This window comes from Tundrisphaera macrotermitis (assembly GCF_051175315.1).
Classification (GTDB): domain Bacteria; phylum Planctomycetota; class Planctomycetia; order Isosphaerales; family Isosphaeraceae; genus Tundrisphaera.
On record NZ_CP195100.1, the window covers coordinates 1119691 to 1145047 of the forward strand.

The following is a 25357-nucleotide window of genomic DNA, read 5'->3' on the forward strand; positions in this document are numbered from 1 at the left end:
CGACGGGACGGGGGCCGAAGATCATGGATACGGCGGGAAATCGGCTGAGGGCGGCCTGGGCGGGCGGGGCGATCGCGATGCCGGGCGTCTTCAACGCCCTGGCGGCCCGGATGGCCGAGCGGCTCGGATTCCGGGCGATCTACCTCTCGGGCGGGGCGTTGTCGGCGGGCTGGGCCGGACTCCCCGACATCGGCCTGCTCACGCTCACCGAGTTCGCCGAGCAGGCGGCGATCATCGCCCGGTCCGCGACGATCCCCCTGCTCTGCGACGCCGACACCGGATTCGGCGAGGCGATCAACGTCGAGCGCACGGTCACGCTCTATGAGGCGGCCGGGGCGGCGGGGCTGCACCTGGAGGATCAGGTCCTGCCCAAGCGGTGCGGCCACCTCACCGGCAAGTCGGTGATCGACGCGTCGGCGATGGCGGCGAAGATCCGCGCCGCGGTCGCCGCCCGCCGCGATCCGGGATTCGTGATCGTGGCCCGGACCGACGCCCGGTCGGTCGAGGGCTTCGACGCGGCCGTGGATCGGGCGCGGGCCTACCTCGATGCCGGTGCGGACATGATCTTCCCGGAGGCCATGGAGTCGGCCGAGGAGTTCGCCCGGTTCGCCAGCGCCGTCCCCGCCCCGCTGATCGCCAACATGACCGAGTTCGGCCGCGGCCCCCTGCTCTCCGTCGACGAGCTGGGCGCGATGGGCTACCGGATCGCCCTGTTCCCGCTGACCGCCTTCCGGGCGGCCATGAAGGCGGCCGAGGAGACCCTGCGGGTGCTCCGCGACCAGGGCACGCAACGCGGCCTCCTCGATCGGATGCAGAGCCGTGCCGAGCTTTATGAGATCCTGGGTTACGCCGATTGGGAGGCCCGCGACCGGTCCTACTTCGGTGGCCCAGGTTCCGCGGGCGGGCCGGACGCCGGGGCGGCCGGTTGAAGTCGGGTCCGGTTCTGTTAGGATGAGAAGTTAGCCCGCAATGGGCCCGACTCGATGATCGAGGTGGGGCCCGCGGGGCCGGGCGGGGCGCCGACCGCCGACGGTGACGTCGCGGAAAGCCTTCGACCCCGACCGGTTCGACGATCGACGACTTTCCATCGTCCCCGGCAACGCCGGGTCCGGCCGGCCGACCCGGCCCGGGCCCGCACGGCGGCCGGGACGATTTCGCATTCCCCGCCTCGCGAAAGGACCTCGGAGTGTTCGGCCTCGGGACGTGGATTGGATGGGCCTGGATGGTGGCCTGGGTCGCTCGGTTCGGCCCGGCCCCGTCACGCCATCCCCTCCCCCGACCCGGCCGACTCCGAAGCCTCCGCGACCCGGCGATCGGTCGATCCGACCCCGCCCGGGTCGTTGCCTCGTGCCGGAAGACATCCGGGCCCCGTCGAATCGTCGATCGGAGCGGCCCCGCCGCCCCGATTGCCGACGGGCCGCCCGGATGCCGGTGCACGTCGCGGCTCATCCCAAGGAAAGGCTAGGGCGGACGTGGTTGGGGAAACCCTCGCGGGTCTCATCGGTTGGCTGGTCGGCATCGGTTGCGGCGCCGGCTCGTTGTCGCTCTACGCCCGGGCCCGCTCCAAGACCGCCCGGGAGCTGGCGCTGGCGATCCTCGACGACGCCCGACGCGAGGCCGATACCATCCGCAAGGAGGCCGATATCTTGTCGCGCGAGGAGGCCAGCCGCCGCCGCGAGGCGCTCGACGCCGAGGCGGAATCCCTCCGCGTCGGGATCCGCGAGCAGGAGCGCCGGCTCGAAAAACGCGCCGACCTGCTCGACCAGAAGCTCGACCTGATCAACAAGAAGGAACGCGACTTCGAGACGGTCCAGCGCTACCTCACCGAGCAGCAGGAGGAGCTGAGCCGCCGCAATCAGGAGATCCGCCAGGCCCTGGCCGATTCGCGCGAGGCCCTGCACCGGATCGGCCAGATGAGCCGCGACGAGGCCCGAGACCTCCTGCTCCGCGAGATCGAGGACGAGCTGAGCCACGAGGTCGGCGGCCTGATCCTGAAGCACGAGCAGAAACTCAAGGAAACCGCCGTCCAGAAGGCCCGCGAGATCCTTGCCACCGCGATCCAGCGCTACGCCGCCGGCCACACCGCCGAGACCACCGTCAGCACCGTCGACATCCCGACCGACGACATGAAGGGGCGGATCATCGGCCGGGAAGGCCGGAACATCCGCGCCTTCGAGAAGGCGACCGGCGTGGACGTGATCGTCGACGACACCCCGGGCATCGTGATCGTATCCGCCTTCGACAACATCCGCCGCGAGACCGCCAAGCTCGCCCTGGAGAAGCTGATCCTCGACGGCCGCATCCATCCGACGCGGATCGAGGAGGTGGTCGCCGAGACCCAGGAGGAGATGGAGCGGCACATCCGCCAGATCGGCCGGGTCGCCGCCCAGGAGGCCAACGTCCCCGGCCTCCACGACAAGCTCCTCGACCTGCTCGGCCGGCTCAAGTTCCGCACCAGCTATTCCCAGAACGTCCTGAGGCACTCGATCGAGGTCGCCTACCTGACCGGGCTGATCGCCGAGGAGATCGGACTGGATGGGGCCCTGGCCCGCCGCGCCGGACTCCTGCACGACATCGGCAAGGCCGCCGATCACGAGATGGAAGGCGGCCACCCCGCCATCGGCGGCGAGCTGACCAAGCGCTACGGCGAGCCCAAGGAGGTCGTCCACGCGGCCCTCGGGCACCACGACGACCTCCGGCCGGAGACGCCCTACACGGTACTGGTCGCGGCCGCCGACGCCATCAGTGCCAGCCGCCCGGGCGCCCGCCGCGAAACACTCGACAAGTACGTCCGGCGTCTGGAAGACCTGGAAGCCCTGGCCTGCGGCTTCCCGGGCGTCGATCAGGCGTATGCGATCCAGGCCGGCCGCGAGATCCGGGTGATCGCCGACAGCCACCGCCTCGGCGACGAGGCCGCGGCGAAGCTCTGCCGCGACATCGCCAAGGCGGTCCAGGAGCAGCTGACCTATCCCGGAGAGGTCAAGGTCACCGTGCTCCGCGAGACGCGCACCGTCGAGTTCGCCCGATGAGGCCGGATCGGATGGCATCGAGACACGAGACGAGGCCCCCATGCCCCTGAACATCCTCTTCATCGGCGACGTCGTCGGGGCTCCCGGCCGCAAGATCGTGTCGCAGGCCCTGCCCCGGCTGATCCACCGGTGGGAACTCGGGCTGGTGGTGTGCAACGCCGAGAACTCGGCCGGCGGGTCGGGCCTGACCATCAAATGCCACGAGGAACTGGCCGACGCCGGCGTGGACGTCTTCACCCTGGGCGACCACGCCTATCGCAAGGATGAAGTCTTCACCCTGTTCGACCGCCATGACAACATCCTCCGGGCGGCCAACTATGCCCCCGACGCCCCGGGCGCCGAGTCGGCGGTGGTCCGGGCCCGCGACGGGACGATGGTCGGCGTCTTCACGGTCATGGGCCGCACCTTCATGAAGCCGGTCGACTGCCCGTTCCGCGCGGCCGACAGGATCCTCGAAGAAATCGGCCCCCAGGCCAAGGTGATCCTGGTCGACGTCCATGCCGAGGCGACCAGCGACAAGCAACTCCTTGGGCGTTACCTGGACGGGCGGGTCTCCGCCGTCCTCGGCACCCACACCCACGTGGCCACGGCGGACGACCAGATCCTGCCGAAGGGGACCGCGTTCCAGTCCGACGTCGGCATGACCGGGCCTTACGACTCGATCCTCGGCCGCCGCTATGACCGGGTGATCGCCTCGACCCTGACGCTGGTCCCCCACTTCTACGACGTCGCCACCGGCGACCCCCGACTCTGCGGCGCCGTGGTCTCGGTCGATCCCGAGACCGGCCAGGCCCTCTCGATCCGCCGGGTCTCGGTCGATCAGGAGGAGACCCGCCGCCTCATGTCCTGAACGGCCCGGCGAGCCGCTCGGCCTCGTCCATGCGGCGGAGGCAGCGGCGGAGCCCCTCGGCCACGGCATCGGGATCTTCGAACCGGCGTCCTTCGAAGAAATGCCACCGGGCCCATCGGCCCGCCCCGAGCACCGCGTTCGCCGCCTCGAAGGCCGGGATCAGGCGGGCCTCCCCGTCGTCGAGCGGCCGGATCGCCCGATACGAAGCCTCGGCCAGGGCGCGGGCCGGGAGGTCGGCGCCGAGCCATTCCCCCATCAACCGGGCCAGGTCGGCCGCGACGGTTTCCATCCCCATCGCCCCGAAGTCGATCAGGCCGGTCAGCCGCCCGCCGTCGAACAGGAAATGGTCGGGCCGGGCGTCGCGGAGGCAGGGCTGGACCGGGATCGCCAGATCTCTCGCCGAGAGGAGCAGGCCCCGGAGGACCGGTGCCTTCCGCATCGCCCGCTCCACCCACGCCCGCGTCAGGTCGGAGCGCGGATCGGAGCCGACCGACCGCAGGAGGCCGCGGATCCGGGCGAAATCCCCCCCGATCCAGCGTTCGAGGTCGGCCAGGCGGTCGGCGATCCCGGGGCTCGTCGACCGGACATCCGGGGCGAACCGGCGGTGGAATGCGGCCAGCCCCTCGAAGCCGGCCCGGATGTGATCGGGCGAAGGGGGACGAATCGGATCGGCCTCCCCGGGCATCCAGGGAGTCAGGGACCAGGCCCGGCCGGCCGCCTCGATCGAAGTCCGTCCGTCCGAGGAGCGGATCGGCACGGGCACGAACGGAAGGGCCTCGGCAGAACGAAGCCAGGCGTTGATCCGATCGAGGGTCGTCCATCGGAACCCATCCCTGGGCCACGCCCGGAGGACCAACATCCCTCTCGGCGACGCGATCCGCCAAAGGCGCGATCCGCTGAATCCCCCGGCACTGCCCAGGGCCTCGACCTCGCCGATCGGGCGGCAATCGGGCGGGTAGCGCCGCAGGACCTCGCGCCAGGCGAAGTGGTCCGGGGAGGCCATCACCCGGCCCGATCCTCCCGGATCGCGCGTTGGCGGAGGTCCTCAAGGGCCCCCATCAAGATCTCGGTCGTGCGAGTGATCGCCGCCCGCTCGGCATCGTGCCCTTTCTCCGCGACGAAAGACGAAGGGTCGATGGGAGGCCCGTACAGGATGCGGGTGTGCGAGGGGCTGCAGAGCGAGACCAGGAACTTCTTGGACGGGGGGGCCCCCCAGATGTAGGCGGGGACCACCGGGACCTTGGCCCGCAGGGCGATGAAGGCCACCCCGGGCTTCCCCTCCCCGAGTTCCCGCCCCGAACTGGGCGTGATCCGCCCCTCGGGGAAGACCGGCACGACCCGCCCGTCGGCCAGCGCCCGCAGGGCCGCGCGGGTCGCGGCGAGGTCGCGGCCGTCGCGATTGACCGGGATGCAGCCGATCATCTTGCAGAACGGGTGGAAGGCCCAGTAGTCGTAGAACTCGCGGGCGATCAGGAAGCCGAGTTGCCGGCCGGTCCCCGCCTGGAGCAGGAAGTGGTCGATGTTGCAGGTGTGGTTTGCGATCAGGATCGCCGGCCCCGTCGGCGGCAAGGTCGACGGATCCCCTTGCAGCCGGTGCATCAGGGTGCAATACGCCGCGTTGAGATACCAGAGGAAAGCAAGGAACCCCCGGAATTCCCAGGTCGGCGCCGTCGGGGGTCGCAGGAATCGGGGGAGGATCAGGAGGGTCGCGGACAGGGCCAGGGGCAGCCAGGGGCTCATCGATCGACTCATCCAGGGGCGGACGGCTCGGGGCGATCGTCGATCGGCCGCCCGGTTCGGGGCGGCCGTCGTCCGGGAGGCGATGCTCCCCCGGAAGGATCAATCTAATCGAATCGAAGGCGGCATGCGAGGGACGAGCCGATCTCGCATCGGCCCCCGCGCCCGCTCAGCGGGCCGAGGCCCGGGCACGCCGCCGAAGGACGATCCCGAGCGTGCCGGCCAGGGCCCACAGGGCCACGGTCGAGGGCTCGGGGACCGGGGCGGGCATGGCCTCCTGGCCGCTCTCGACGATCGGCTGGGTGCCGGCCGAGGAGGCCAGGAGATCGTCGGTCGCCCGGAAGTTGAGCGTGGACAGCTGGTTGGCGGCGGACTGGCTGAACGAGGCGTTGGGATCGTTCAGGCTCGACCAGCTCGCGGTGGCCGCGTCCACGGCGTCCCCCGTCGTTTCGGGGTGGTCGGCGATGCCGAAGGTGTGCATCAGCTCATGCGCGACGTTGTGGCCGATCGCCGTGGCGAGGTCGTCGGGCGAGCGGGATTCGGTGAACTTGTCGACGAACGTGAAGCCGTTGAAGCCCACGCTGGCGATCCCGATCGCGTTGGGATTGGCGGTGGCCTGGGTGTTGGCCACCACGCTCAACATGTGGGCCGCGTCGACCGAAGGGTCCGTGGTCAGCCGGACCGGGACGCCGGCCTTCTCGTAGGTCTTCTCGACGGTCGAGACGACCTTGGACTCGAACGAGGCCCGATCCTTGGCGTCGGGGGTCGATCCGCCATAAGCGCGGGACACGACCGGGCTGGTGTACCAGGGCTTCGCATCTCCGGTGGTCAGGGTCTTCGCCTCGGCATACGGGCCGGACCCGAAGTTGAGGTAGGCGTCGGCGACCTCGGTCGGGGCCGTCGGGGCGGACGCCGCGGCCGACCGGCTGGCCAGGGCGGCCGCGTTCGTGGCCGCCGTCGCGGTGGGGTTCGACGACAGGGAATGGCCCGACGTGGCGTTCGGCGAAGCGAACAGCCCCGAGGTTGTAGTCGAGGTCGAGGGCGTGGCGGAGGACGAATTGAGCGGCGAGAAGTGGCTCGGGGAGGAGGCCGATGAGGACGAGGCCGGGTTGCTATTCGCCGACGGAGAGGCCAGGGGCGAGCCGCCGGAAGTCACGGCCAGTTCCAGGTGCCCATCGACCTTGAGGGCCTCGCCCGCCTTCGTCGCGACGGCCGGATCGGTCGACGAGGCGTGGCTCGTCGAAGGGGCGGACGGCGTCGAGGTGATCGTCGGGGGCGTGCTGGTCGAGGCCGCCGGGGCCGAGTCCGCGGGCTTGTTGCCGCGGGATTCTTCCGATTCGTCGATCGGCGCGACGCCCACCGGACGGTAGTTGAATCGCAGCTCGTTCCGGGGCGGGCCGGGTTTCGCCGCGATCGTCCCGCCATCGGTCCTGGGATTGAGCATGGCCTCGGTCGCCGAGGAGACGGCCAGCCGGGGTTCCCCCGGGGTCGGCGGCGTCTCGGGCGTGGCCGTGCCCTGCACCGGGTTGATAGCCCCACCAAACGCCGGACGGCCGACGCACCCGAGCAGGCAGAGGTAAAGGGCGATTCGATTGGTGGCGGCCATCGAGAACCTCCTGTTCGGATCCTGGGCGAGATGCCGGCCGGGCATCTCGCTTCACCCGATCCCTCACGAGGTCATCATGACCAGGGAATGGGGTGGGCTGGCTTCGATATCACTGGCGAATTGGGGCGAATGGAAGGGGATTCCATCCCTGACGGGCGAGTCGAATGGCTTGCGAGTGCATGGTGAGTGCCAACGCCGCAAAATCAATCCGCCGACGCCGCGTGATCGCGACCGCAACCTTGCGAAGACGCCACCGCATTCCCTAGTTGCGCGAATATCCGGATTTTGACGAATATCGCGATCTTGCGAGGTTGAATTTGTCGTTTCTCCAAATCGAGGCGGTTTTTACATGACATCCGCCCGGATCATGAAATCGTTTCCAAGACCGGCGACGCAGGGAAATGGCCCCAGAGAGATCCCCGGGGGGACCGGTCCGTGCGTGACGCGACGGGTTGAGATCGGACGGCGGGGCGACTATCATCGTGACGCGGGATCGGGGGCCGGGGGTTGCATCATCGACCGATCGACCTGTGCGTCGGCCGGTCGAACGCGACCCATTGCCGCGGCCCTTCCTTCTTAATGATCTCGGTAAGCAAATCCCTTTCAACGATCACGGAGAGGCTTGATGGCCGTCATCTGCAGGGCCAATCTCCTGGCCATGACCCTGGGCCTCGGCCTGGCCGGTTGCGGCACGCAGCCCGCGACCGAGGCGACCGGCCACACGTCCCCCGAGCCGACGGCATCCGCGTCGAAGCCGACGAACATCCAGGCCCCCGAACCGTTCATCGTCCCTTCGCCGCTCCCCAAGCTTCCCGACCCCGGCCAGAAGGGCAGCATGTCGAAGCCGGAGGAGGTGACGGCGCCGAACTCCGAGGTCCAGCCCGCTACCCCGGATCCGGCCCCGTCCGCATCTCCCGCCCCCTCGGCATCCAAGCCGAACTGACGGATCTCCGAAGGGTGCCCCGCTCAGGCGATCGGGCCCTGGACGACCGGGTTGACCAGGGTGCCGATCCCGTCGATCGTGATCCGCACCAGGTCCCCCTGCTTGAGCGTGAAGTCGTCCGGCGGGATGATCCCGGTGCCGGTCAGGAGGATCAACCCGCCGGGGAACCGATTATCCCGCCCGAGCCAGGCGATCAGGTCTTCGAACCGGCGGGCCATCTTCGCGGTCGAGGTCGAACCTTCCACGACGATCTGACCATCCCGCTCGATTTCGAGGCGGATGGCTGCGTCATCCGCGCGGGGCATCGCCCCCGCCAGCGTCACCACCGGCCCCAGGGCGCAGCAGCCATCGTACATCTTCGCCTGCGGCAGGTAGAGGGGATTGACCCCCTCGATGTCGCGGGCGCTCACGTCGTTGCCCACCGTATAACCGACGATCCGAAGCGACGGGGAGATGATCAGGGCCAGTTCGGGCTCGGGGACGCACCAGGCGCTATCCTGGCGGACCCGGATCGGCTGGCCGGGGCCGACCACTCGGCTCGGCGTCGCCTTGAAGAAGAGTTCCGGCCGATCGGCGCGGTAGACCAGGTCATAAAAGGTCGCGGCCCGCTCCGACTCCTCTTCGCGGGCGGTCTTGCTCCGCTCATAGGTGACCCCGGCCCCCCAGACCTCCTGGGCATCGATCGGGGCCAGCAGCTGGACCGAGGCGAGGTCCAAGGGCGACATCGTGGCCCCCTCCAGCCACGCGGCGAGGACCGGGGAAGGGTCTTCGAGATGGAGGAGGTCGGACAGGAGGGAGCCATCGGGCCCGATTGGGCGGATGCCGTCCGCCTCGATCAGGCCGACGCGCGGGGTGGGGTCGGTGGCGGTGGCGAATCGCGCGAGTTGCATGGTCGGGGCCCCGTCGTGGGCAAGGGTTTGGGTCGGGGCGGTTGCCCGGGATCGATTCCTGATTACTCGGGCCACATGCCCGCGTCAACCGGGCGATCTGCCGGATCGGCGGGATCGGCCCATCCCGGAACTTCGAGAAATTCGGAACCGACCTTAAGTTGCACGGCGATTTTGACGATAATCAGGATTGGAGCGGTCGACCGGATCGGTGCGAGACATCGCGGAGGCGGCCCCCCGACCATCGTCCGGGCGGGGCCAGGGAGCGGCGGATGACGGATCGCATTGTGGTGGTAGGGCATTCGGCCACGACCTGCCTGGGGCGGGACATGGACGCGACCTGGGAAGGCCTGCTCGCGGGCCGATCCGGGATCAAGCGCCATGCCCAGCTGGCCCCGGAATCGTACCTGGTCGACCTGGGCGGCATGGTGGAGGACTTCGGACCCGGGTCGGCCGGCGAAGACCCCGCCGTGTCGCGGCTCGCCGCCCGCTCGATCCACCTGGCGATGGCCACGGCCCGGGCGGCCTGGGCCGATGCCGGGCTCGACCGCCTCTCCGGACAGTTCGACCCGGATCGCGCCGCCATCGTTGTCGGCTCGGCCTTCGGCGGGCTCGACCTGCTGGAGGCCGAGCAGGTCAAATCGTCGAAGCGGAAGAACCTGGCCGCCAGCCCCTACCTCGTGCCGGGGCTGCTGATCAACCAGGCGGCCGGCCAGGTCGCCCAGCACCTGGGCCTCTACGGGCCGAGCATGGCCCCGGCCAACGCCTGCGCCACGGGCGGCCATGCCATCGCGCTGGGGGCGATGTTCCTCCGGTCCGGCGAGGCCGACATCGCCGTATGCGGCGGGGCCGAGAGCGCCTTCACGCCGATGATCGTCAACGGGTTCGCCACGATGAAGGCCCTGTGCGGCCGGCGGGCGGGCGATCGCTCGATCGAGGACCCGTCCCAGGCCAGCCGCCCGTTCAGCGAGGACCGGGCCGGGTTCGTGATGGCCGAAGGGGCTGGGATGGTCGTGCTGGCCACGGAGGCCAAGGCCCGAGAACTCGGGCTCCCGGTCCAGGCGATCCTGGCCGGATGGGCCCTGAATACCGATGGTTATCACATGGCCATGCCCAACGGCGAACGGATCACCCGTTGCCTGGCGGTGGCCGTGGAACGATCGGGGCTCGCCCCCGACCGGATCGATTACTACAACGCGCACGGGACCAGCACGTCGGTCAACGACCGGGTCGAGACCCAGGCGGTCAAGGATGTGTTCGGGGACCATGCCCGGCGGATGGCGATCAGCTCGATCAAGGGGGCTCTCGGGCATGGCCTGGGGGCGGCCTCCGCGATCGAGGCGGCCGCCTGCGTCCGGGCGCTCCGCGACCAGATCATCCCGCCGACGATCAACTACCGGGCCGACCCGGAGTTGGATCTCGACTATGTGCCCGATCAGGCCCGCCCGGCCAAGTTGGAGGCGGTCCTCAGCGCGTCGTTCGGATTCGGCGGGACGAATAACGCCCTGATCCTCGCAAGGGGGGACCGATGATCGAGCCGAACCTGCTGGCCCAGATCGCCACCATCGTCCGCACGGTGGCCCGCATCCCGTCCGAGGTGGCGATCCGCGACGACTCGCGGCTGATCGAAGACCTCGGCGTCGACTCGCTCGACCTGTTCTCGATCGTGGTCGAGATGCAGGATCGCTTCGGCGTCGTGATCGACGTCGAGGACATGCCGGGGCTGTCTCGCGTGAGCGACCTGGCGAAATTCGTGGCCGCCCGGACGAAGACGGCGGCGGCGGCCTGAGTCGCACCGACTCAAGGCCCCGCGTCGCCCTGGACCGACGGAAGGATGAGGATATGCCGCATCACTGGGTGGGCTTGCAGAAGCACATCTTGCGCGTGATCCTCCCGATTCTCCGCCTCTGGCCGGCGCGGCTCTCGGCGGCGTTCCTGGACTGGATCGGGTGGGTCGATTACGCCCTGGTCCCCGGCCAGAAGGATCGCTATGCCGAGGTCGTCGCCCGAGCCCGGCGCGAGCTGGATCGGGCCTGGGACGACCGCGCCGTGGCGCGTCGCCTCTCCTCGGGCCTGGTGACCTGGCGCACCCGCGACCGCCTGCTCGACGGGATGTCCGACCGGAAGGCCCTGGATCGGTTCATCGTCCACGGCAAGGAGCATCTCGACGCCGCCCTGGCCGAAGGGCGCGGGGCCATCCTCCTGGCCAACCACTTCGGATCGCACATGACGTCGTCGCACTGGCTGTTCCGCCAGGGCTACGACCTCCGGCTGTTCTCCGAACGGCCGCGCAACGTGTCGAAGTACCTCGGCCAGCAGTTCCGCACCGATGGGCCGCTCGGCCAGGAGAAGCTGTTCATCTCGCGGCGATCGACGCCGACCGAGGCCGCCGGCTCGATCCTCCGGGCCTCCCGCGTGCTGAAGGCCGGCATGGTCCTGAAGATCGCCTCGGACGTCCGCTGGCACGGCGGCCACACCGCCCCCGGCCACTTCCTCGGCAAGACCTACCAGTTCTCCACGACCTGGATCGTCCTGGCTGCCATGACCGGGGCCCCCATCGTCCCGGTCTTCGCCCGGCCCGACGACAGGGGACGCTACATCCTCGACTTCCTCCCCAGCTTCCACGTCCCGGCAGACGCCCCGCGCAACGGCGAAGCCTCCACCTATGTCCAGCATGCGCTCGACCTGATCACCGAGCAGGTGCGTCTCCACCCCGAGCAGAGCAACGATTATTTCTACTGGACCTCCCCCGCCGCCTCCGGGGTCGAGGCTCCGAGGAAGCAGCGACCGGAGACGGTGGCCTGACCGGAGCCGCGCGTTCGGGGTTGCCCGATCCGCCCGGTCGCGGTAGACCACTCCCTCCGCGGCTCGGCCACGGTACGAATGGATTCGGACACGGGTCGACGAGGAGTGCGCGATGCTGCACGGCAAGGCGAGGGCGTTCGTGAAGCGGGGCTGGCCATGGCTGGTCCTGGGGGCGGTCGCCGCGATCGCGATCTGGCACACGGTGGACTTCTCCGAGGCCAGGGACACCGACTTCCCCCGGGTGATCCGCCCCTATTTCAGCGCCCTGCCGCCGGGGGCCTATCGCCTGGCCGAGCCGGGCGACACGCTCGACCGGATCGCCCTGTACCTGTCCACTGGCGGGCTCGTCCTGTCATTGGCCGGGATCATTTTCCGCCTCCACCGTGGCGACTCCCCGGCCCTCTGGCCGACCTCGGCCGCAATCGCCGTGGGTTTGTTCTGGCACGCGTCCACGCCCGGGCCGACCTTCGACGGCTGGCATGGGCTGGGATGGCGGGAGATCTTCGATCCGGCCGCCCCCCTGTCCCTCCGCATCGCCTTGGTCGCGGCCGGCCTGGGCCTGGCTGCGGTCGCGGCGGCGAACATCGGCCGGAATCGACACCGACTCGGAGCGCTGGCGTCCGACGGGCGGGCCCGGGGGGTGCTGGGGCTTTTGATGGCCGCTGCGGTGCTGATCGGCCTCAGGCAGGTCGAGTTCCCGGGGGTCGAGCCGGCCGGGTACTGGCCCCGGTGCGCCTTCGACCTGGGTGTTCTGGCCTTCGTCCTCGCCCTGATCCGGCTGCGGCCGGTCGGCGTGGTGATCCCTCATCGCAAATTGGCCCTCGGCCTCGCGGCGGGATGGGCCGGCACGGTGCTGATCGGCCTGGGCGTCGTCACGCTCCATCGGCCGCTCTCAAGGCTCAGGGCGATCGTCCCCGGGCGGATCTACATGAGTGCGATGCCGACCTACACCGGCCTGAAGATCGAGCAGGAGCGGCTCCACTTCCGCACGATCATCAACCTGTTCGACGAGACCTCGCCCCAGCGCAGCCCCCGGCACGAGGATGAACTCCGGTTCGCCCGCGAGAACGGCATCCATTATCTGGGGAGTCCGGCCGACGGGATGGAGTCCGACCGCTTCCTGGATGAGACCCTCCGCCTGGCCCAGGATCCGTCCGCCTGGCCGATCCTGGTCCATTGCCACGGGTGCATGGATCGGACCCCGGCCTGGATGGGGATTTATCGCTTCCTGGTCGAAGGCAAGCCGATGGCGGACATCTACCGCGAGATCGAACGCCATCGGGGGACCCGCCCCAAGGCGGTCGTGATGCTCCAGTACAACCGGAAGCTGCCCTCGCGCAACCCGGAGCGGTTCGCCAACGACCCGACCGCCCGCAACTTCCCTCGGTGGATCAACGGCACTCCCGACCCTTATGCGCAACCGGGGTGGCGGGGCGAGGCCCCGGCAAATCGCGTGTCGGCCCGAACCCAGGACTCCCCGGCGGTTGTCAGGCCATGAACAAACCCCCGGCCTTGACGGGCCCCGGACAATCGCTAGAGTACCGATCGACCCGTCCGGGTCCTGGCCCCCTGTTCCTGGCGCCTTCCCCATGAAATCGTCCCGCCCACCCCTGAGTGCATCTTCGAGCCGGACCGATACGCCGGTCATCTCCGAGATGATGCAGACCGCGCTGGCCAATCCCGGGCTGATCTCGCTGGCCGCCGGCTTCGTCGATCATCAGAGCCTCCCCGTCGAGGCGGCGGCTCGCGTGGCGGACGGCCTGTTCGCCGACCCGGATTCGGGCCGCAAGGCGCTCCAGTACGGGACCACCCAGGGCGATCCGGGTCTTCGCCATGAGATCGTGGCGCACCTGGAGCGGGGCGAGGGCGTGGAGCCGGGGGCCTTCGCCGCGATCGCCCCCCGGGTGGTCGTGACCAACGGGTCGCAGCAGCTTCTCTACCTGGTCACCGAGATGTTGATCGACCCGGGTGACATCGTCCTGGTCGAGTCGCCGACCTACTTCGTCTTCCTGGGCGTCCTCCAGACCCGGGGGGCGCGGGTCATCGGGGTCGGGATCGACGAGGGCGGCATGAAGCTCGACGCCTTGGAGGCGACCCTGGCCGCGATCGAGGCCGAGGGGCAACTCCACCGCGTCAAATTCATCTACACCGTCTGCGAGCACGCCAATCCGAGCGGCATCAGCCTGGCCGAGGACCGTCGGGGGCCGATGGTCGACGTGGTGAGGCGCTGGTCCAGACACGCCCCGATCTACATCCTCGAAGATGCCGCCTATCGCGGCCTGAACTACGAAGGGGCCGAGCCGAAGAGCATCTGGCGGCACGACCCCGAGGGCGAGACCGTGATCTACGCCCGGACCTTCAGCAAGACGTTCAGCCCGGGCATGAAGCTCGGCTACGGCGTGCTGCCGGCCCCGCTGGTCGCCCCCCTGCTCGACCTCAAGGGCAATCACGATTTCGGCACTTCGAACGTCAACCAGCAGGTCATGCGGCGGATCCTCGCCGATGGCAGTTATGATCGCCACCTGGCGGGGCTGATCGCCATGTACCGCGAGAAGCGCGACATCTTCCTGGCGGCCATGGACGAGCACTTCGCCCTGCTCGAAGGCGAGGTCACCTGGACCCGTCCCAAGGGCGGATTGTTCGTCTGGTTGACCGCCCCGGAGGGGGTCGACCTGAGCATGAAGGGGCCGGTGATGCACCGCTGCGTCGAGCAGGGGGTGCTGTACATCCCCGGCGCGTTCGCCTTCCCGGATGAGCCGGTGCCGGCCGCGACCAACCACGCGCGGCTCTGCTTCGGCGTCCCGAGCGAGGCGGACCTGGTCGAGGGGGTGCGGAGGCTGGCGGCCTCGCTCTCGGGATGCTTGCACCCGGTCGGCTAGTCCGGCTCGGTTCGGTGGCGGTTGGGGATGGGGCGGCCCAGGGAATGGGCCGCGAGGCCTGGGATCTGGTCGGCCCATCCGGGGCAGGATGCCGAAGGAGGCGCCGGTGCGGTTCGGAATCTTGCAGCGTTACATCATGGGCGAGGTCTTCCGCGCCTTCTTCCTGGCGCTGGTGACGATCACCTGCGTCTTCGTCCTGATGATGGTCATGGCCACGGCCAACCGGATCGGGCTGGCGCCGGGCGACATCATCCGCCTGATCCCCTACCTGATCCCCGGAAGCCTGCCGTTCACGGTGCCGGTCTCGCTGCTGTTCGCGGTCACGGTCGTCTACGGGCGGCTGGCGTCGGACAACGAGGTGATCGCCGCCAAGGGGGCGGGCCTCAGCGTCTGGACCCTGCTGTGGCCGACCATCCTGATGGCCCTGGTGCTGAGCGTGGTGCTGAGCTTCGCCACCTCCGAGGCGATCCCCAACGCCAACTTCGCGGCCAAGAAGGTCATGTTCGACAACATGGAAGACCTGTTCTACAAGACCCTCAAGAAGGATCTGGTCTTCGACACCAAGAAGTGGCCGTTCCTGATCAAGGTCAAGGACGTCAAGGATCGGGTCATGATCGGCCCGACCTTCAAGCATCGCAATCCCAAGTATGTGGCGAGGCCCGACGGCGGGCCGGACGATACCGGCGCCTTCGACATGATCGTGATGGCCAAGGAGGCCCGGCTCGAATTCGCGACGGTTCCCGGCGATACCAAGGACGAGCCCGTCGTGCGGATCCACTTCGTGGGCGGGACCATGAGCCAGAGCGGCCCCCTGCCCCCGCAGGTCTCGCTCAACGGCACCACCCTGGAGATGCCGATCGGCACCATCGGCGACATCGCCGGCCGGAAGACCATCGAGGAGATGACGATCCCGGAGATGAGGGAGGCCGAGCAGGCCAACCGGGAATTGATCGAGCACGAACGGCTCCGCCAGGCGATCGCCGCGTCGATGTGGATCGGCTCGGGCCGGCTCCACAAGGTCGATTGGCCCAGCTTCCAGACCGCATTCCGCCAGCAGGATTACTGGAAGATGGAATGCCGGAAGTACCAGACCGAGACCCAGATGCGGCTGGCGATGGCCTGGGGGAGCCTGTTCTTCGTGCTGATCGGGGCCCCGGTGGGCATCCTGTTCGCCCGCCGCGACTTCCTCAGCGCCTTCATCTCCTGCTTCATGCCGATCATCATGGTCTATTATCCTTTGATGCTGTTCGGCGTGAACCTGGGCAAGGAGGACATCCTCCACCCGATCCTGGCCCTCTGGTCGGGCAACCTCGTCCTCTGGCTGGGCGCCTGCTTCTGGGCGTTGCCGCCGGTCGTGAAACACTGATCCCGCGACCCGCTGAAGCCGGCGATCACGATGATCCCGGGGCCGACCACCCGGCAAGGAGCCGTGCCCGATGCGAATCCTCGACCGCGAACGATACTGGTCGTTCGTCAAGGCCTACTTCATCTGCTTCGTCGCCCTGGTGGGGCTGTACATCGTCATCGATGCATTCAGCAACATCGACGAGTTCGGAGAGGTCGCCGACAGCACCGGCCAGATGTTCCGCAACATGGGGCGGTACTACCTGGTCAAGATGAGCCTGATCTACGACCAGATCTGCGGGATCATCGCCATGATGGCGGCGATCTTCACCGTGACCTGGATGCAGAAGAATAACGAGCTGCTCGCGATGCTCGCCGCCGGGATCAGCACCCAGCGGGTGATCCGGCCGGTGCTGATCTCGGCGCTCGCGGTCAGCCTGCTGGCCGTGGTGAACCAGGAGATGATCATGCCGCAGATCGCCGAGGAGCTGCAGAAGCCCCCCGACGATGACGGCCAGCGGCCGATCCTCGTGGTGGGCCGCCAGGACATCAACGACGTCGCCATCGACGGGAACAAGGCCGATCGCGCCAGCCGCTCGGTCCTCCGATTCAACGCGACCATCCCGGTGCGGGTCGCGGGCGAGATCATCGAGGTGGAGGCCATCCAGGCCCACTACATCGCCGAGACGGAGACCCAGCTCCCCAAGCGAGGGGGATGGCTGCTCCGGGGCGTGAAGTTCATCACCAACCCGACCGACAAGTCGATCGAGACGCTCACCCAGGGGGTGCTCTCGCCGGTCGAGGACGTCTCGGCCTACCCCAAGGCGTCCGACCCGATCGCCGCCCGGCCAGGGGCCCCGGCCTTCTTCCTCAAGACGCCCTTGACCTTCAGGTCGGTGACCCGCAGCCGCCAGTGGTATTACTATGCGCCGACACCCGAGCTGCTCCGGGCCCTGGGCGACCCGACCAACGCGAGCGATCGCCGGACGATCGAGGTCTTTCTCCACGGCCGGATGCTCCGCCCCCTGCTCGGGTTCAACCTGATGCTGCTGAGCCTCCCGCTGGTGCTCGGCGGGGCCGGGCGGAACATGTTCGTGAACCTCGGGATGTCGCTGGCCACCTCGGGCATCTTCTATGCCTCGATGTTCTTCAGCTCGTACCTCGGCAGCCACGAGATCCTCACCCCCGAGCAGTCGGCCTGGGGCCCCCTGATCGTGTTCGGGACGATCGCCGTCGCCCGATGGGATCGGATTCGCACCTGAGCATCGTCCATGCATCGTCCCAAATCGGCGAATCCGGGTTGGCATTTCGAGAAGATTGGTTTAAGGTTGCCCTCGTCGACGACGCAACCCGGATCTCGGACTTGGCCGCCGGCCCCGTCCGATGCATCACGGCCCCCGGACCCACCCTCTCGGCCCCGGGGCCCTGCGCGGATCGCCGCACCCGGCGATGGGCTGAACCTCACCCTCGAGCTTTCCAACGTCCCCGCGATCACATGCGGCCCCCCCCCCCTTCGGAGCGGATGGGCCGGACTTCGGGATGAGCGATCCCCGGCGTGAGCGGACCTCGCCTTCGCCGGCCGATCCGGGATCCCGGGTCATCTTCAGAGGAGACGGGCTGTTTCACCCGGGGGCACCCCGCGCATCGAGTCGTGTCGTCGGTTACGCAGCCCTCGCGTCGAGGGTGGGCCGATCGCTGGAGCGATCTCCCACCCCGTCCTCACGCCGCGGAGGCTGTCGCGTTCGCATCAGGTTTGAATGGAGTCTCCCACGATGCATCTTGAATTTCTCTCGCCCATGGCCTGGAATTCGACCGCCGGTTGGATGGCGTCCGGCTCGTTCCTGGGATACCTCGACCCCGGGACCGGCAGCTATGCCCTCCAGATGCTCCTGGCCGGCCTGTTCGGCGGGATGTTCGCCCTGAAACAGTCGTGGGCCGCCCTCCGGGCGTGGTTCTCGGCGCGTCGCGGCACGTCGGTGTCGCTGGCGGGGGCGGCCGCCGGCCTCGGCCATGGGAACGGGCACCGATTGAATCACGCGAGGCCTCGGCTTCATGGACAACCGAACCCCAACGATGCCTGAGGCGCGGAAGACGCCCGGGTCGTTTCGCGATCCGGGCGGATTCCTCTTCGAGCGCGATGGCATCCTCTATCGCCAGGTCAACCGAGCGGGCCGGGCCGACTACGATGCCCTGGTCACCTCCGGCCTCGCCGACGAGTTGATCGATGATGGCCTCCTGATCCCGCATCGCGAGGTCGACGTCCCGGCCTGGAATCCGGAGGAGGCTTACAAGATCCTCCGGCCCGAACTCGTCCCGTTCCTTTCGTACCCCACGGAGTGGAGCTTCGGCCAACTCCGGGATGCGGCGCTCCTGACCCTGGAGCTGCAACGACGCGCCATCGCCCGAGGCCTGACCCTGAAGGACGCGAGCGCTTTCAACGTCCAGTTCCTGGGGGGGCGGCCGATCTTCATCGATACCCTCTCCTTCGAAGCCTACCGCGAAGGGGCGCCCTGGGTCGCGTATCGCCAGTTCTGCCAGCACTTCCTGGCCCCACTGGCTCTGATGGCCCGGGTCGATGTCCGGCTCAATGCCCTGTTCCGGTCGTACATCGACGGCGTCCCGCTCGACCTGGCCGCGCGGCTGTTGCCGTGGCGGACCCGGTTGGAGCCGCGCCTGCTGGCGCACATCCACCTCCACGCGCGGGCACAAAAGTCCTACGCCGGCGGGGAGACGGCGAAGCCCCGGCCGTTCAGCCGCAACGCCCTGCTCGGCCTGATCGGCAGCCTGCGCGCGGCGGTCGAGTCGCTCCGCTGGGAGCCCAAGGGCACCGAGTGGGCCGAGTATTACGGCGAGACCAACTACTCGGACGCCGCCACCGAGGCCAAGGCCCGGCTCGTCTCCGGCTACCTGGCCGAGATCGCCCCGACCACCGCCTGGGACCTGGGGGCCAACACGGGGCGATTCAGCCGGCTGGCCGCCGAGGCCGGCGCGCGGACGGTCGCCTTCGACATCGATCCCGCCTGCGTGGAGCGGCACTATCAGGCCGTGAAGGCGAAGGGGACCGACGGCATCCTCCCGCTCCTGCTCGACCTGGCGAATCCCACCCCGGCGCTGGGCTGGGACCACCGGGAACGCGCGTCGTTGCTGGAGCGCGGGCCGGTCGATGTCGTCATGGCGTTGGCCCTGGTCCACCACCTGGCGATCAGCAACAACGTGCCGCTGGATCGGGTCGCGGCCTTCCTCAAGAGGGCTTGCCGCCACCTGATCATCGAGTTCGTCCCCAAGGGGGATTCGCAGGTCCGACGCCTGCTGGCGTCCCGCATCGACATCTTTGATGACTACACCACCGAAGGGTTCGAAGCCGCGTTCGCCGAGCACTTCGCGATCCGCCGTCGCGAACGGGTCGGCGACAGCGAGCGGACGCTCTACCTCATGGACGCGAGAGAGCCGTGACCATCACCAAACGCACCTGGATCATCCACCCGTTCCTGATCGGCCTGTATCCGGTCGCCTTGCTTTATATCCGGAACCTCCCGACCGTCGCCCCGGGCGAAGTGCTGATCCCCGGCCTCCTCGTCGTGGCGATCACCCTGGCGGTGTGGTCGGCCTTCCGGTGGCTCTGGAATGACGGGATCCGGGCCGCGTTGGTGGCCTCGTCGGTATGGGTCCTGTTCTTCTCGTTCGCCACCGGCGTCCGGCTCGCCGAGCGGGCGGGGATCGGCGGCGACATCCTCGGCCGCGAGCGGATCGTCCTGGCGGTCGAGATCCTGGCGGGCGCCGCGGTGGTCGCGATCGTCTGGCGACTGCCGGGCCTGGCCCGGGCGCTCCACGGCGGGTTCAACGTCGCTGCGATCACGCTGGTCGGACTCTCGCTTTGCTCGGCCACGATGCAGGCCACGGCCAAGGGGTCGATCCGCCCCCCGTCGGTCACGCCCCCGGCGGTGCCGGCGACACAACCCCGGGCATCACTGCCGCCCGATATCTACTATGTCGTGCTGGACGCCTACGGGCGGTCGGACGTCCTCGACGAATTCTACGGGTTCGATAACGAGCCCTTCCTGAACCGCCTGGAACAGCGGGGGTTCTACGTCGCCCGCCGGAGCACGGCCAACTATTGCCAGACCGCCCTGTCGCTCTCCTCGACGCTCAACCTACGCTACCACGACGACCTGGCGGGCAGCCCGTCCCAGAATCGGCTCCCCCTCAAATCCCTGATCGCCAACAATGCCGTGGTCCGGGCCCTCCGGCCCCACGGCTACCGGTTCGTCAGCTTCTCGTCCGGGTTCCAGATCACCGAGATGCCCGGCGCCGACGCCTACCACACCCCCCGGGCGAACCTGGGCGAGTTCGGCTCGATGCTGGTGGCCAAGACGCCGTTGTGGCTGATGCTCGGGCTCAAGGAGCAGCGCGACCCGCACCGGATGCACCGCGAGCGGATCCTCCACCTGTTCGACCGTCTGCCCGCGGTGGCCGACCCGGATCGGCCCACATTCACGTTCGCCCACGTCCTGTCGCCGCATCCCCCGTTCGTCTTCGATGCCGACGGGGGCGATACCTCGGGGCAGGAGCGGGAATACTCCCTCTACGACGGCGACGGCTGGATCGGCCTGGAGGGCCACGGCGACAGCGACGACTATGCCCGACGCTACCGAGCGCAGATCACCTACATCACGCGCCGGGTCGAGGAGGTCGTCGACCGGATCCTCCAAACCTCGAAGACGCCGCCGATCATCATCATCCAGGGGGACCACGGGCCGGCCTCGCACTTCGCGATGTCGAGCGAGCGACCCCAGGACCTGCGCGAGCGGATGGCCATCCTCAACGCCTATTACCTGCCCGACGGCGGCATCGCGGACCTCGACCCGACGATCACGCCGGTCAACAGCTTCCGGGTGGTCCTCGACCGCTACTTCGGCTCGCACCTGGGGCGGCTCGAAGACCGGAACTACTATTCGTCCTACCCCGCCCCCTACGTCTTCACCGACGTGACCGGCCAGGTGGAAGACTCGCGGCCCCGATCCGACCGCGACGATTGAACCGGGTCGGGGCTCAGCGTCCGAACTTCGGCCCGCGCAACCGATTGAGCCCGGCCGACGATGCGGTCTGAGGCGGTGCCGGGGCCGGGGCCGTCGAGACGGGCCGGGGCCTGGGGGCATCCTCCAGGGTCGGGTCGGGCAGCAGATCCTCGGCCTCGATCGATCCCAGGGCCAGGGGCTCGGCCGACGTCTGCATGGCCCCGTCGCCGAGGGGCTGGGGCGCTTCGAGTCGGATGCTCGACCCCGACCGGGGCGACGGCCGGGTCTCGTGGATCCGCGACGATGGGGCCGGCGCCGAGGCCCGCTCCACGCCGCCCCGCGTCGCCAGGTCGACCCGGGTGTATCCGGGGACCGTGGGCTCGGTGAACAGGGCCGCGTAAGTCCCCTCGTCGAACTTCGGATTGAAGATCGTCTTCTCCATCTTGATTTCGAGGGCGAATCCTTCCTCGACCCATTCCAGGCGGAACCTGGACGGATAGTTGATGATGCGTTCGGTCGGGTTCTCGGCCGTCGCTTCCATCTTCATGTGGCCGTATTCGGAGATGGTGGCATTGGCCAGGAGATGGGCCTTGGCACCGCTGTAAAGGCGATGTGCCACGATGCTCCCATCCCGGACGTTGACCACGGTCTCCTTGGTCAGCATCTCGCCGTGGGCGTCCTTGCGGAGCTGGGTCAGGATCAGGGTGTCCGGCCTATCGCCGGGCTGGGCGCTGATGACCTTGGCCTCGGCCGCGTCGATCACCCGGAGGCCCATCGCCTCGATGATCCAGTCGGGCTGGAAGGTCGCGGCCAGCGGACTGGCGTCGAGATTCTCATGGGCGCAGGTGTAGATCTCGCGCTCCTCGTTGTCCTTGACCCAGAACCAGAAGCCCTGGTCATTCGACCCGATCTTGGCGACCGATGTATTCGCGGTCGCTGCGATCTCGAGGTTGAAAGCTTGGGGCCGCTCCAGAGCCATCCGTCCCCTCAGCGAGTAGGACCTGGGCCGATCCTTGAGCCCTTCGGTCAACTCGATCCGAGGCGAGGCCCTGAGCGATTGGATCGCCCGCGCGTTGCTGTTGTGCATGGCGATGAAGCGATCCTTGGAGATCGCCTCCTGCGTCTTGATCGGCGCCGGGGCGGGCTTGGCCAGGTTGTTGGCCGACCCGGCATGGCAGCCGATCGAAGCACAGGGGATCACCAGGGCGAGGACAACGGCGCGGCGGCGAACCATAGACGGAAACCTCCCCGGACGCCCGCTGCGGGAGGCCGGTTGGGGACTCGGGGGGATCTCCTGGTTGCGGGACGCGGGAGGGGTGCTCGGCGGGCGGGCGGAGCCTATCCCATCGCGGCCGATCGGGCAAGCTCGAACGCCCGCCCGATCCGGCATCCTCCTCCCCATTATCGGCAAACCTCGGCCTCAACCTCGGAGAAATTTCTCGAGGGCGTCGAAACCGCGCTCCAGGGTGTTCATGTCGGTCGCGAACGACAGGCGGGCATAGCCCTCCGCCCCGAACGCCGAGCCCATCACCAGCGCGACGTGGGCCTTGGCCAGTGCCGTCAGGCAGAACGAGGTCGAATCCTCGATCCGCTGCCCGCCCAGGGTCCGACCGAAGTGCTCGGACACGTTCATGAACGCATAGAACGCCCCGCCGGGGGCGACGCAGCGGACGCCCGGCAGCGACTCGATCCGGCTCAGGACGTAGGCCCGGCGCTCGGTGAACTTGGCGAGCATCTCGCGGACCGAGTCCTGCGGGCCGGCCACCGCCTCCATCGCCGCGTACTGGCTGATCGAGCAGGGGTTGCTGGTCTCCTGGCTCTGGACGTCGGCCATGAACTTGGTCACGGCCGCCGGGGCCACCGACCAGCCGATCCGCCAGCCCGTCATCGCGTAGGTCTTGCTCACGCCGGAGATCGTGATGGTCCGCTCGGCCAGGCCGGGCCGGAGGGTCGCGAAAACCGTCGGCTTCGCGTCACCGTAGACGAGTTGCTCGTAGATCTCGTCGGAAAGGACGCCGGCGTTGGTGGTCAGCACGGCATCGGCCAGCGCCTCCAACTCGGCCCGGTCGTAGACGACGCCGGTCGGATTGGACGGGCTGTTGATCATCAGCAGCTTGGTGCGCGGGGTGACGGCCGCCAGGAACTGGCCCGGCGTCAGCTTGAAGCCGGATTCTTCGGTCGTCTCGATGATGATCGGGGTTGCCCCGGTCAGCTTCACCAGGTCGGCATAGCTGACCCAATACGGGGCCGGGATGATCACCTCGTCGCCGGGGCCGCACAAAGCCATCAAAGCGTTGTGAATCGAGTGCTTGGCGCCGTTGGAGACCAGCACCTGGGCGGCGGAGGTCGGCAACCCCTGCTTGTTGGTGTAGTGATCGGCGATCGCCTGCCGAAGTTCGGGGATGCCGGCCGGCGGGGTGTAGTGGGTGTGCCCCGCCTTCATCGCCCGGATGGCCGCCTCCTGGATGTTGGCCGGGGTGGAGAAGTCGGGCTCGCCGAGGGCGAAATCCATGACATCGATCCCCTCCCCCTTCAGCCTCCTGGCCTCGGCGGCCATCGCCAGGGTCGCCGACGGGGCAATCAGACTCGAACGCTCGGCCAGTGTCAGGACCATCGCGACCTCGGAGGGAAAACGAAGACCGGATCATGCGTGCGGGGGCTCTCGGCCCTCTAAATTAACATGGACCCGGATCCGCGTCACCTCTCGCAGGTTCGCCGGCCGGGTCAGGCCACCCGGATTGATTCTCCATGTAAGAATGACAAGACTGGATCATGCGGGAGCTTTTGCCGGATTCTCGACCTAGATTCCCCATATTGCTTGATTGTCGAGCCCACCATGATAGGATAAGCCGAGATGGAGGAATCGACACTCTGGGTTAACTCGGGGTTATCGGCTGCTTCTTCATGCTAGGTTTCTGGGCTTGCGACGGCATCCGTGACGCATCAACCGGATCTGGTTCGGCGGGGGGCGAAACATGCGGCGCGTGGTGGTCACCGGCATCGGGGTGGTCTCGCCCAACGGGATCGGGCGTCGTGCTTTCGGCGAGGCGATCGTCGAGGGGCGATCGGGCGTCGGCCTGATCGAGAGCTTTGACACTTCGGGGCACGCGGTGAAGATCGCGGGCGAGGTCAAGGGCTTCGACGTGACCCCCCACCTTGGGGAGCACAAGAAGAACGCCAAGACCATGAGCCGCGCCGTGCAATTCGCCGTCGGGGCCGGCGGGATGGCGGTCGAGGACGCGGGGCTGGACATGGCCCGGCTCGACCCGGAACGCTTCGGCGTCTGCATGGGGACGGGCATCACCCCGATGGACATCGCCGAGTTGGTCGGCCCGATCGGCAAGGCGATCGGCCACGATGGGGGATTCGACATCGGCCGGTTCGCCCAGGCGCAGGGGGAGGCGATGGCGCCGCTCTGGCTGCTCCGCCACCTGCCCAACATGGCCGCCGCCCACCTGTCGATCCTCCACCACGCGATGGGGCCGAACAACACGATCGTGACCGCCTGCGCCGCCGGGACCCAGGCGGTGGGCGAGGCGTTCCGCCTGATCCAGCGCGGCGACGCCGACGTGATGATGGCCGGCGGCTGCGATAGCCGGCTCGACCCCCTGCTGATGGTCGCCTACCAGGCGATGAAGGCCGTGAGCGCCTCCAACCGGCCCCCGTCGGAGGTCTCCCGGCCGTTCGACGGCGAACGCGACGGGTTCGTGATGGGCGAGGGGGCCGCCGTCCTGATCCTGGAGAGCCTGGCCCGTGCGAAGCGCCGCAAGGCGACGATCTACGCCGAGATCACCGGCTACGGATCGTCGTTCGACGCCTACGGGATCACCCGGCCGGAGCCCGAAGGCAAGGGCGCCGCGCTTTCGATGCGGTCGGCGCTCCGCGAAGCCCGCCGTGACCCGGCCGACATCGACTACATCAACGCCCACGGCACCAGCACCCGGCTCAACGACCTGATGGAGACGGTCGCCGTCAAGAACGTGTTCGGCCATCGGGCGGGGTCGATCCCGATGAGCTCGCAGAAATCAATGATCGGCCACCTGATCGGCGCCTCGGGCGCCGTCGAGGCGGCGGCCACCGCCCTTTCGCTCCAGCGGGGATTCGTCCCCCCGACGATCAACCAGGAAACGCCCGACCCGGCCTGCGACCTCGACTACGTCCCCAACACCGCCCGGGAGATCCCCCTTCGAACGGCGATCTCGAATAGCTTCGGTTTTGGGGGCCAGAATGCAACCCTGGTCATGACTCGGGTTTGAGGGGAG

Annotated in this window: 21 protein-coding genes; 15 read left to right on the top strand and 6 right to left on the bottom strand. The window is 68.6% G+C overall.

What is annotated here, in order from left to right; all coding sequences use genetic code 11:
• The first annotated feature begins 23 nt into the window (after positions 1 to 23).
• The 3 genes from prpB (at position 24) to TA3x_RS04865 (ending at position 3879) form a co-directional block, all read left to right on the top strand.
• Positions 24 to 929, top strand: coding sequence for a methylisocitrate lyase (gene prpB, locus TA3x_RS04855; RefSeq protein ID WP_435018979.1), 906 nt, complete (start codon positions 24 to 26; stop codon positions 927 to 929).
• 543 nt (positions 930 to 1472) lie between these two features.
• The gene (gene rny / locus TA3x_RS04860; RefSeq protein ID WP_435018980.1) at positions 1473 to 3029 is read left to right on the top strand and encodes a ribonuclease Y; all 1557 of its coding nucleotides are present in this window, start codon (positions 1473 to 1475) and stop codon (positions 3027 to 3029) included.
• 40 nt (positions 3030 to 3069) lie between these two features.
• On the top strand, positions 3070 to 3879 hold the full coding sequence (locus TA3x_RS04865) for a TIGR00282 family metallophosphoesterase (RefSeq protein WP_435018981.1): 810 nt from the start codon (positions 3070 to 3072) through the stop codon (positions 3877 to 3879).
• On the opposite strand, the gene TA3x_RS04870 is transcribed toward TA3x_RS04865, so the two are convergent.
• The 3 genes from TA3x_RS04870 to TA3x_RS04880 form a co-directional block, all read right to left on the bottom strand.
• Positions 3869 to 4882 carry a phosphotransferase enzyme family protein gene (locus tag TA3x_RS04870; RefSeq protein ID WP_435022295.1) on the bottom strand — a complete coding sequence of 338 codons (1014 nt, stop codon included), beginning with the start codon at positions 4880 to 4882 and terminating at the stop codon, positions 3869 to 3871. The genes TA3x_RS04865 and TA3x_RS04870 overlap by 11 nt on opposite strands.
• Positions 4882 to 5619, bottom strand: coding sequence for a lysophospholipid acyltransferase family protein (locus TA3x_RS04875; protein ID WP_435018982.1), 738 nt, complete (start codon positions 5617 to 5619; stop codon positions 4882 to 4884). Before TA3x_RS04875 ends, TA3x_RS04870 begins: the two co-directional genes overlap by 1 nt.
• Before the next feature lie 166 nt (positions 5620 to 5785).
• Positions 5786 to 7222 (bottom strand): PEP-CTERM sorting domain-containing protein, encoded by a 1437-nt coding sequence (locus tag TA3x_RS04880; RefSeq protein WP_435018983.1) that lies wholly within the window; start codon positions 7220 to 7222, stop codon positions 5786 to 5788.
• A gap of 625 nt (positions 7223 to 7847) precedes the next feature.
• Between TA3x_RS04880 and TA3x_RS04885 the strand changes: the two genes are divergently transcribed.
• On the top strand, positions 7848 to 8165 hold the full coding sequence (locus TA3x_RS04885; protein WP_435018984.1) for a hypothetical protein: 318 nt from the start codon (positions 7848 to 7850) through the stop codon (positions 8163 to 8165).
• Positions 8166 to 8188: 23 nt separating this feature from the next.
• Here the strand turns inward: TA3x_RS04885 and TA3x_RS04890 are convergent, their stop codons facing one another.
• Positions 8189 to 9055 carry a fumarylacetoacetate hydrolase family protein gene (locus TA3x_RS04890; protein ID WP_435018985.1) on the bottom strand — a complete coding sequence of 289 codons (867 nt, stop codon included), beginning with the start codon at positions 9053 to 9055 and terminating at the stop codon, positions 8189 to 8191.
• A gap of 269 nt (positions 9056 to 9324) precedes the next feature.
• Between TA3x_RS04890 and TA3x_RS04895 the strand changes: the two genes are divergently transcribed.
• The 10 genes from TA3x_RS04895 (at position 9325) to TA3x_RS04940 (ending at position 21116) form a co-directional block, all read left to right on the top strand.
• Complete coding sequence (locus tag TA3x_RS04895; RefSeq protein WP_435018986.1) at positions 9325 to 10584, top strand: beta-ketoacyl-[acyl-carrier-protein] synthase family protein; 1260 nt, start codon at positions 9325 to 9327, stop codon at positions 10582 to 10584.
• Positions 10581 to 10841 (top strand): acyl carrier protein, encoded by a 261-nt coding sequence (locus TA3x_RS04900; protein ID WP_435018987.1) that lies wholly within the window; start codon positions 10581 to 10583, stop codon positions 10839 to 10841. Before TA3x_RS04895 ends, TA3x_RS04900 begins: the two co-directional genes overlap by 4 nt.
• 53 nt (positions 10842 to 10894) lie before the next feature.
• Positions 10895 to 11857 carry a lysophospholipid acyltransferase family protein gene (locus TA3x_RS04905; RefSeq protein WP_435018988.1) on the top strand — a complete coding sequence of 321 codons (963 nt, stop codon included), beginning with the start codon at positions 10895 to 10897 and terminating at the stop codon, positions 11855 to 11857.
• A 112-nt stretch (positions 11858 to 11969) separates the two neighbouring features.
• Positions 11970 to 13355, top strand: a complete 1386-nt coding sequence (locus TA3x_RS04910) for a protein tyrosine phosphatase (protein ID WP_435018989.1) — start codon at positions 11970 to 11972, stop codon at positions 13353 to 13355.
• A gap of 157 nt (positions 13356 to 13512) precedes the next feature.
• Positions 13513 to 14736, top strand: a complete 1224-nt coding sequence (locus tag TA3x_RS04915; protein ID WP_435018990.1) for a PLP-dependent aminotransferase family protein — start codon at positions 13513 to 13515, stop codon at positions 14734 to 14736.
• A gap of 106 nt (positions 14737 to 14842) precedes the next feature.
• Positions 14843 to 16102, top strand: a complete 1260-nt coding sequence (locus TA3x_RS04920) for an LptF/LptG family permease (RefSeq protein ID WP_435018991.1) — start codon at positions 14843 to 14845, stop codon at positions 16100 to 16102.
• Between the two features lie 70 nt (positions 16103 to 16172).
• Positions 16173 to 17342 (top strand): LptF/LptG family permease, encoded by a 1170-nt coding sequence (locus tag TA3x_RS04925; RefSeq protein WP_435018992.1) that lies wholly within the window; start codon positions 16173 to 16175, stop codon positions 17340 to 17342.
• 510 nt (positions 17343 to 17852) lie between these two features.
• Entirely contained in the window at positions 17853 to 18161 is a 309-nt protein-coding gene (locus TA3x_RS04930; RefSeq protein ID WP_435018993.1) for a hypothetical protein, read from the top strand.
• Positions 18154 to 19533 (top strand): class I SAM-dependent methyltransferase, encoded by a 1380-nt coding sequence (locus TA3x_RS04935; RefSeq protein ID WP_435018994.1) that lies wholly within the window; start codon positions 18154 to 18156, stop codon positions 19531 to 19533. The genes TA3x_RS04930 and TA3x_RS04935 overlap by 8 nt, the downstream gene beginning before the upstream one ends.
• Positions 19530 to 21116 (top strand): sulfatase-like hydrolase/transferase, encoded by a 1587-nt coding sequence (locus tag TA3x_RS04940; RefSeq protein WP_435018995.1) that lies wholly within the window; start codon positions 19530 to 19532, stop codon positions 21114 to 21116. The genes TA3x_RS04935 and TA3x_RS04940 overlap by 4 nt, the downstream gene beginning before the upstream one ends.
• A gap of 13 nt (positions 21117 to 21129) precedes the next feature.
• Here TA3x_RS04940 and TA3x_RS04945 read toward each other — a convergent pair whose 3' ends face one another.
• Both TA3x_RS04945 and TA3x_RS04950 read right to left on the bottom strand, forming a co-directional pair.
• Positions 21130 to 22329, bottom strand: coding sequence for a hypothetical protein (locus TA3x_RS04945; RefSeq protein ID WP_435018996.1), 1200 nt, complete (start codon positions 22327 to 22329; stop codon positions 21130 to 21132).
• A 186-nt stretch (positions 22330 to 22515) separates the two neighbouring features.
• The gene (locus tag TA3x_RS04950) at positions 22516 to 23709 is read right to left on the bottom strand and encodes a pyridoxal phosphate-dependent aminotransferase (protein ID WP_435018997.1); all 1194 of its coding nucleotides are present in this window, start codon (positions 23707 to 23709) and stop codon (positions 22516 to 22518) included.
• 361 nt (positions 23710 to 24070) lie between these two features.
• On the opposite strand from TA3x_RS04950, the gene TA3x_RS04955 reads away from it, so the two are divergent.
• Entirely contained in the window at positions 24071 to 25351 is a 1281-nt protein-coding gene (locus TA3x_RS04955; RefSeq protein WP_435018998.1) for a beta-ketoacyl-[acyl-carrier-protein] synthase family protein, read from the top strand.
• Positions 25352 to 25357: the final 6 nt, after the last annotated feature.

Coding starts and splice junctions, on each gene's coding strand:
- prpB (WP_435018979.1), top strand. CDS start 24: ATGGATACGGCGGGAAATCGGCTGAGGGCGGCCTGGGCGGGCGGGGCG.
- TA3x_RS04865 (WP_435018981.1), top strand. CDS start 3,070: ATGCCCCTGAACATCCTCTTCATCGGCGACGTCGTCGGGGCTCCCGGC.
- TA3x_RS04870 (WP_435022295.1), bottom strand. CDS start 4,882: ATGGCCTCCCCGGACCACTTCGCCTGGCGCGAGGTCCTGCGGCGCTAC.
- TA3x_RS04875 (WP_435018982.1), bottom strand. CDS start 5,619: ATGAGCCCCTGGCTGCCCCTGGCCCTGTCCGCGACCCTCCTGATCCTC.
- TA3x_RS04880 (WP_435018983.1), bottom strand. CDS start 7,222: ATGGCCGCCACCAATCGAATCGCCCTTTACCTCTGCCTGCTCGGGTGC.
- TA3x_RS04885 (WP_435018984.1), top strand. CDS start 7,848: ATGGCCGTCATCTGCAGGGCCAATCTCCTGGCCATGACCCTGGGCCTC.
- TA3x_RS04890 (WP_435018985.1), bottom strand. CDS start 9,055: ATGCAACTCGCGCGATTCGCCACCGCCACCGACCCCACCCCGCGCGTC.
- TA3x_RS04895 (WP_435018986.1), top strand. CDS start 9,325: ATGACGGATCGCATTGTGGTGGTAGGGCATTCGGCCACGACCTGCCTG.
- TA3x_RS04900 (WP_435018987.1), top strand. CDS start 10,581: ATGATCGAGCCGAACCTGCTGGCCCAGATCGCCACCATCGTCCGCACG.
- TA3x_RS04905 (WP_435018988.1), top strand. CDS start 10,895: ATGCCGCATCACTGGGTGGGCTTGCAGAAGCACATCTTGCGCGTGATC.
- TA3x_RS04910 (WP_435018989.1), top strand. CDS start 11,970: ATGCTGCACGGCAAGGCGAGGGCGTTCGTGAAGCGGGGCTGGCCATGG.
- TA3x_RS04915 (WP_435018990.1), top strand. CDS start 13,513: ATGATGCAGACCGCGCTGGCCAATCCCGGGCTGATCTCGCTGGCCGCC.
- TA3x_RS04925 (WP_435018992.1), top strand. CDS start 16,173: ATGCGAATCCTCGACCGCGAACGATACTGGTCGTTCGTCAAGGCCTAC.
- TA3x_RS04930 (WP_435018993.1), top strand. CDS start 17,853: ATGCATCTTGAATTTCTCTCGCCCATGGCCTGGAATTCGACCGCCGGT.
- TA3x_RS04935 (WP_435018994.1), top strand. CDS start 18,154: ATGCCTGAGGCGCGGAAGACGCCCGGGTCGTTTCGCGATCCGGGCGGA.
- TA3x_RS04945 (WP_435018996.1), bottom strand. CDS start 22,329: ATGGTTCGCCGCCGCGCCGTTGTCCTCGCCCTGGTGATCCCCTGTGCT.
- TA3x_RS04950 (WP_435018997.1), bottom strand. CDS start 23,709: ATGGTCCTGACACTGGCCGAGCGTTCGAGTCTGATTGCCCCGTCGGCG.
- TA3x_RS04955 (WP_435018998.1), top strand. CDS start 24,071: ATGCGGCGCGTGGTGGTCACCGGCATCGGGGTGGTCTCGCCCAACGGG.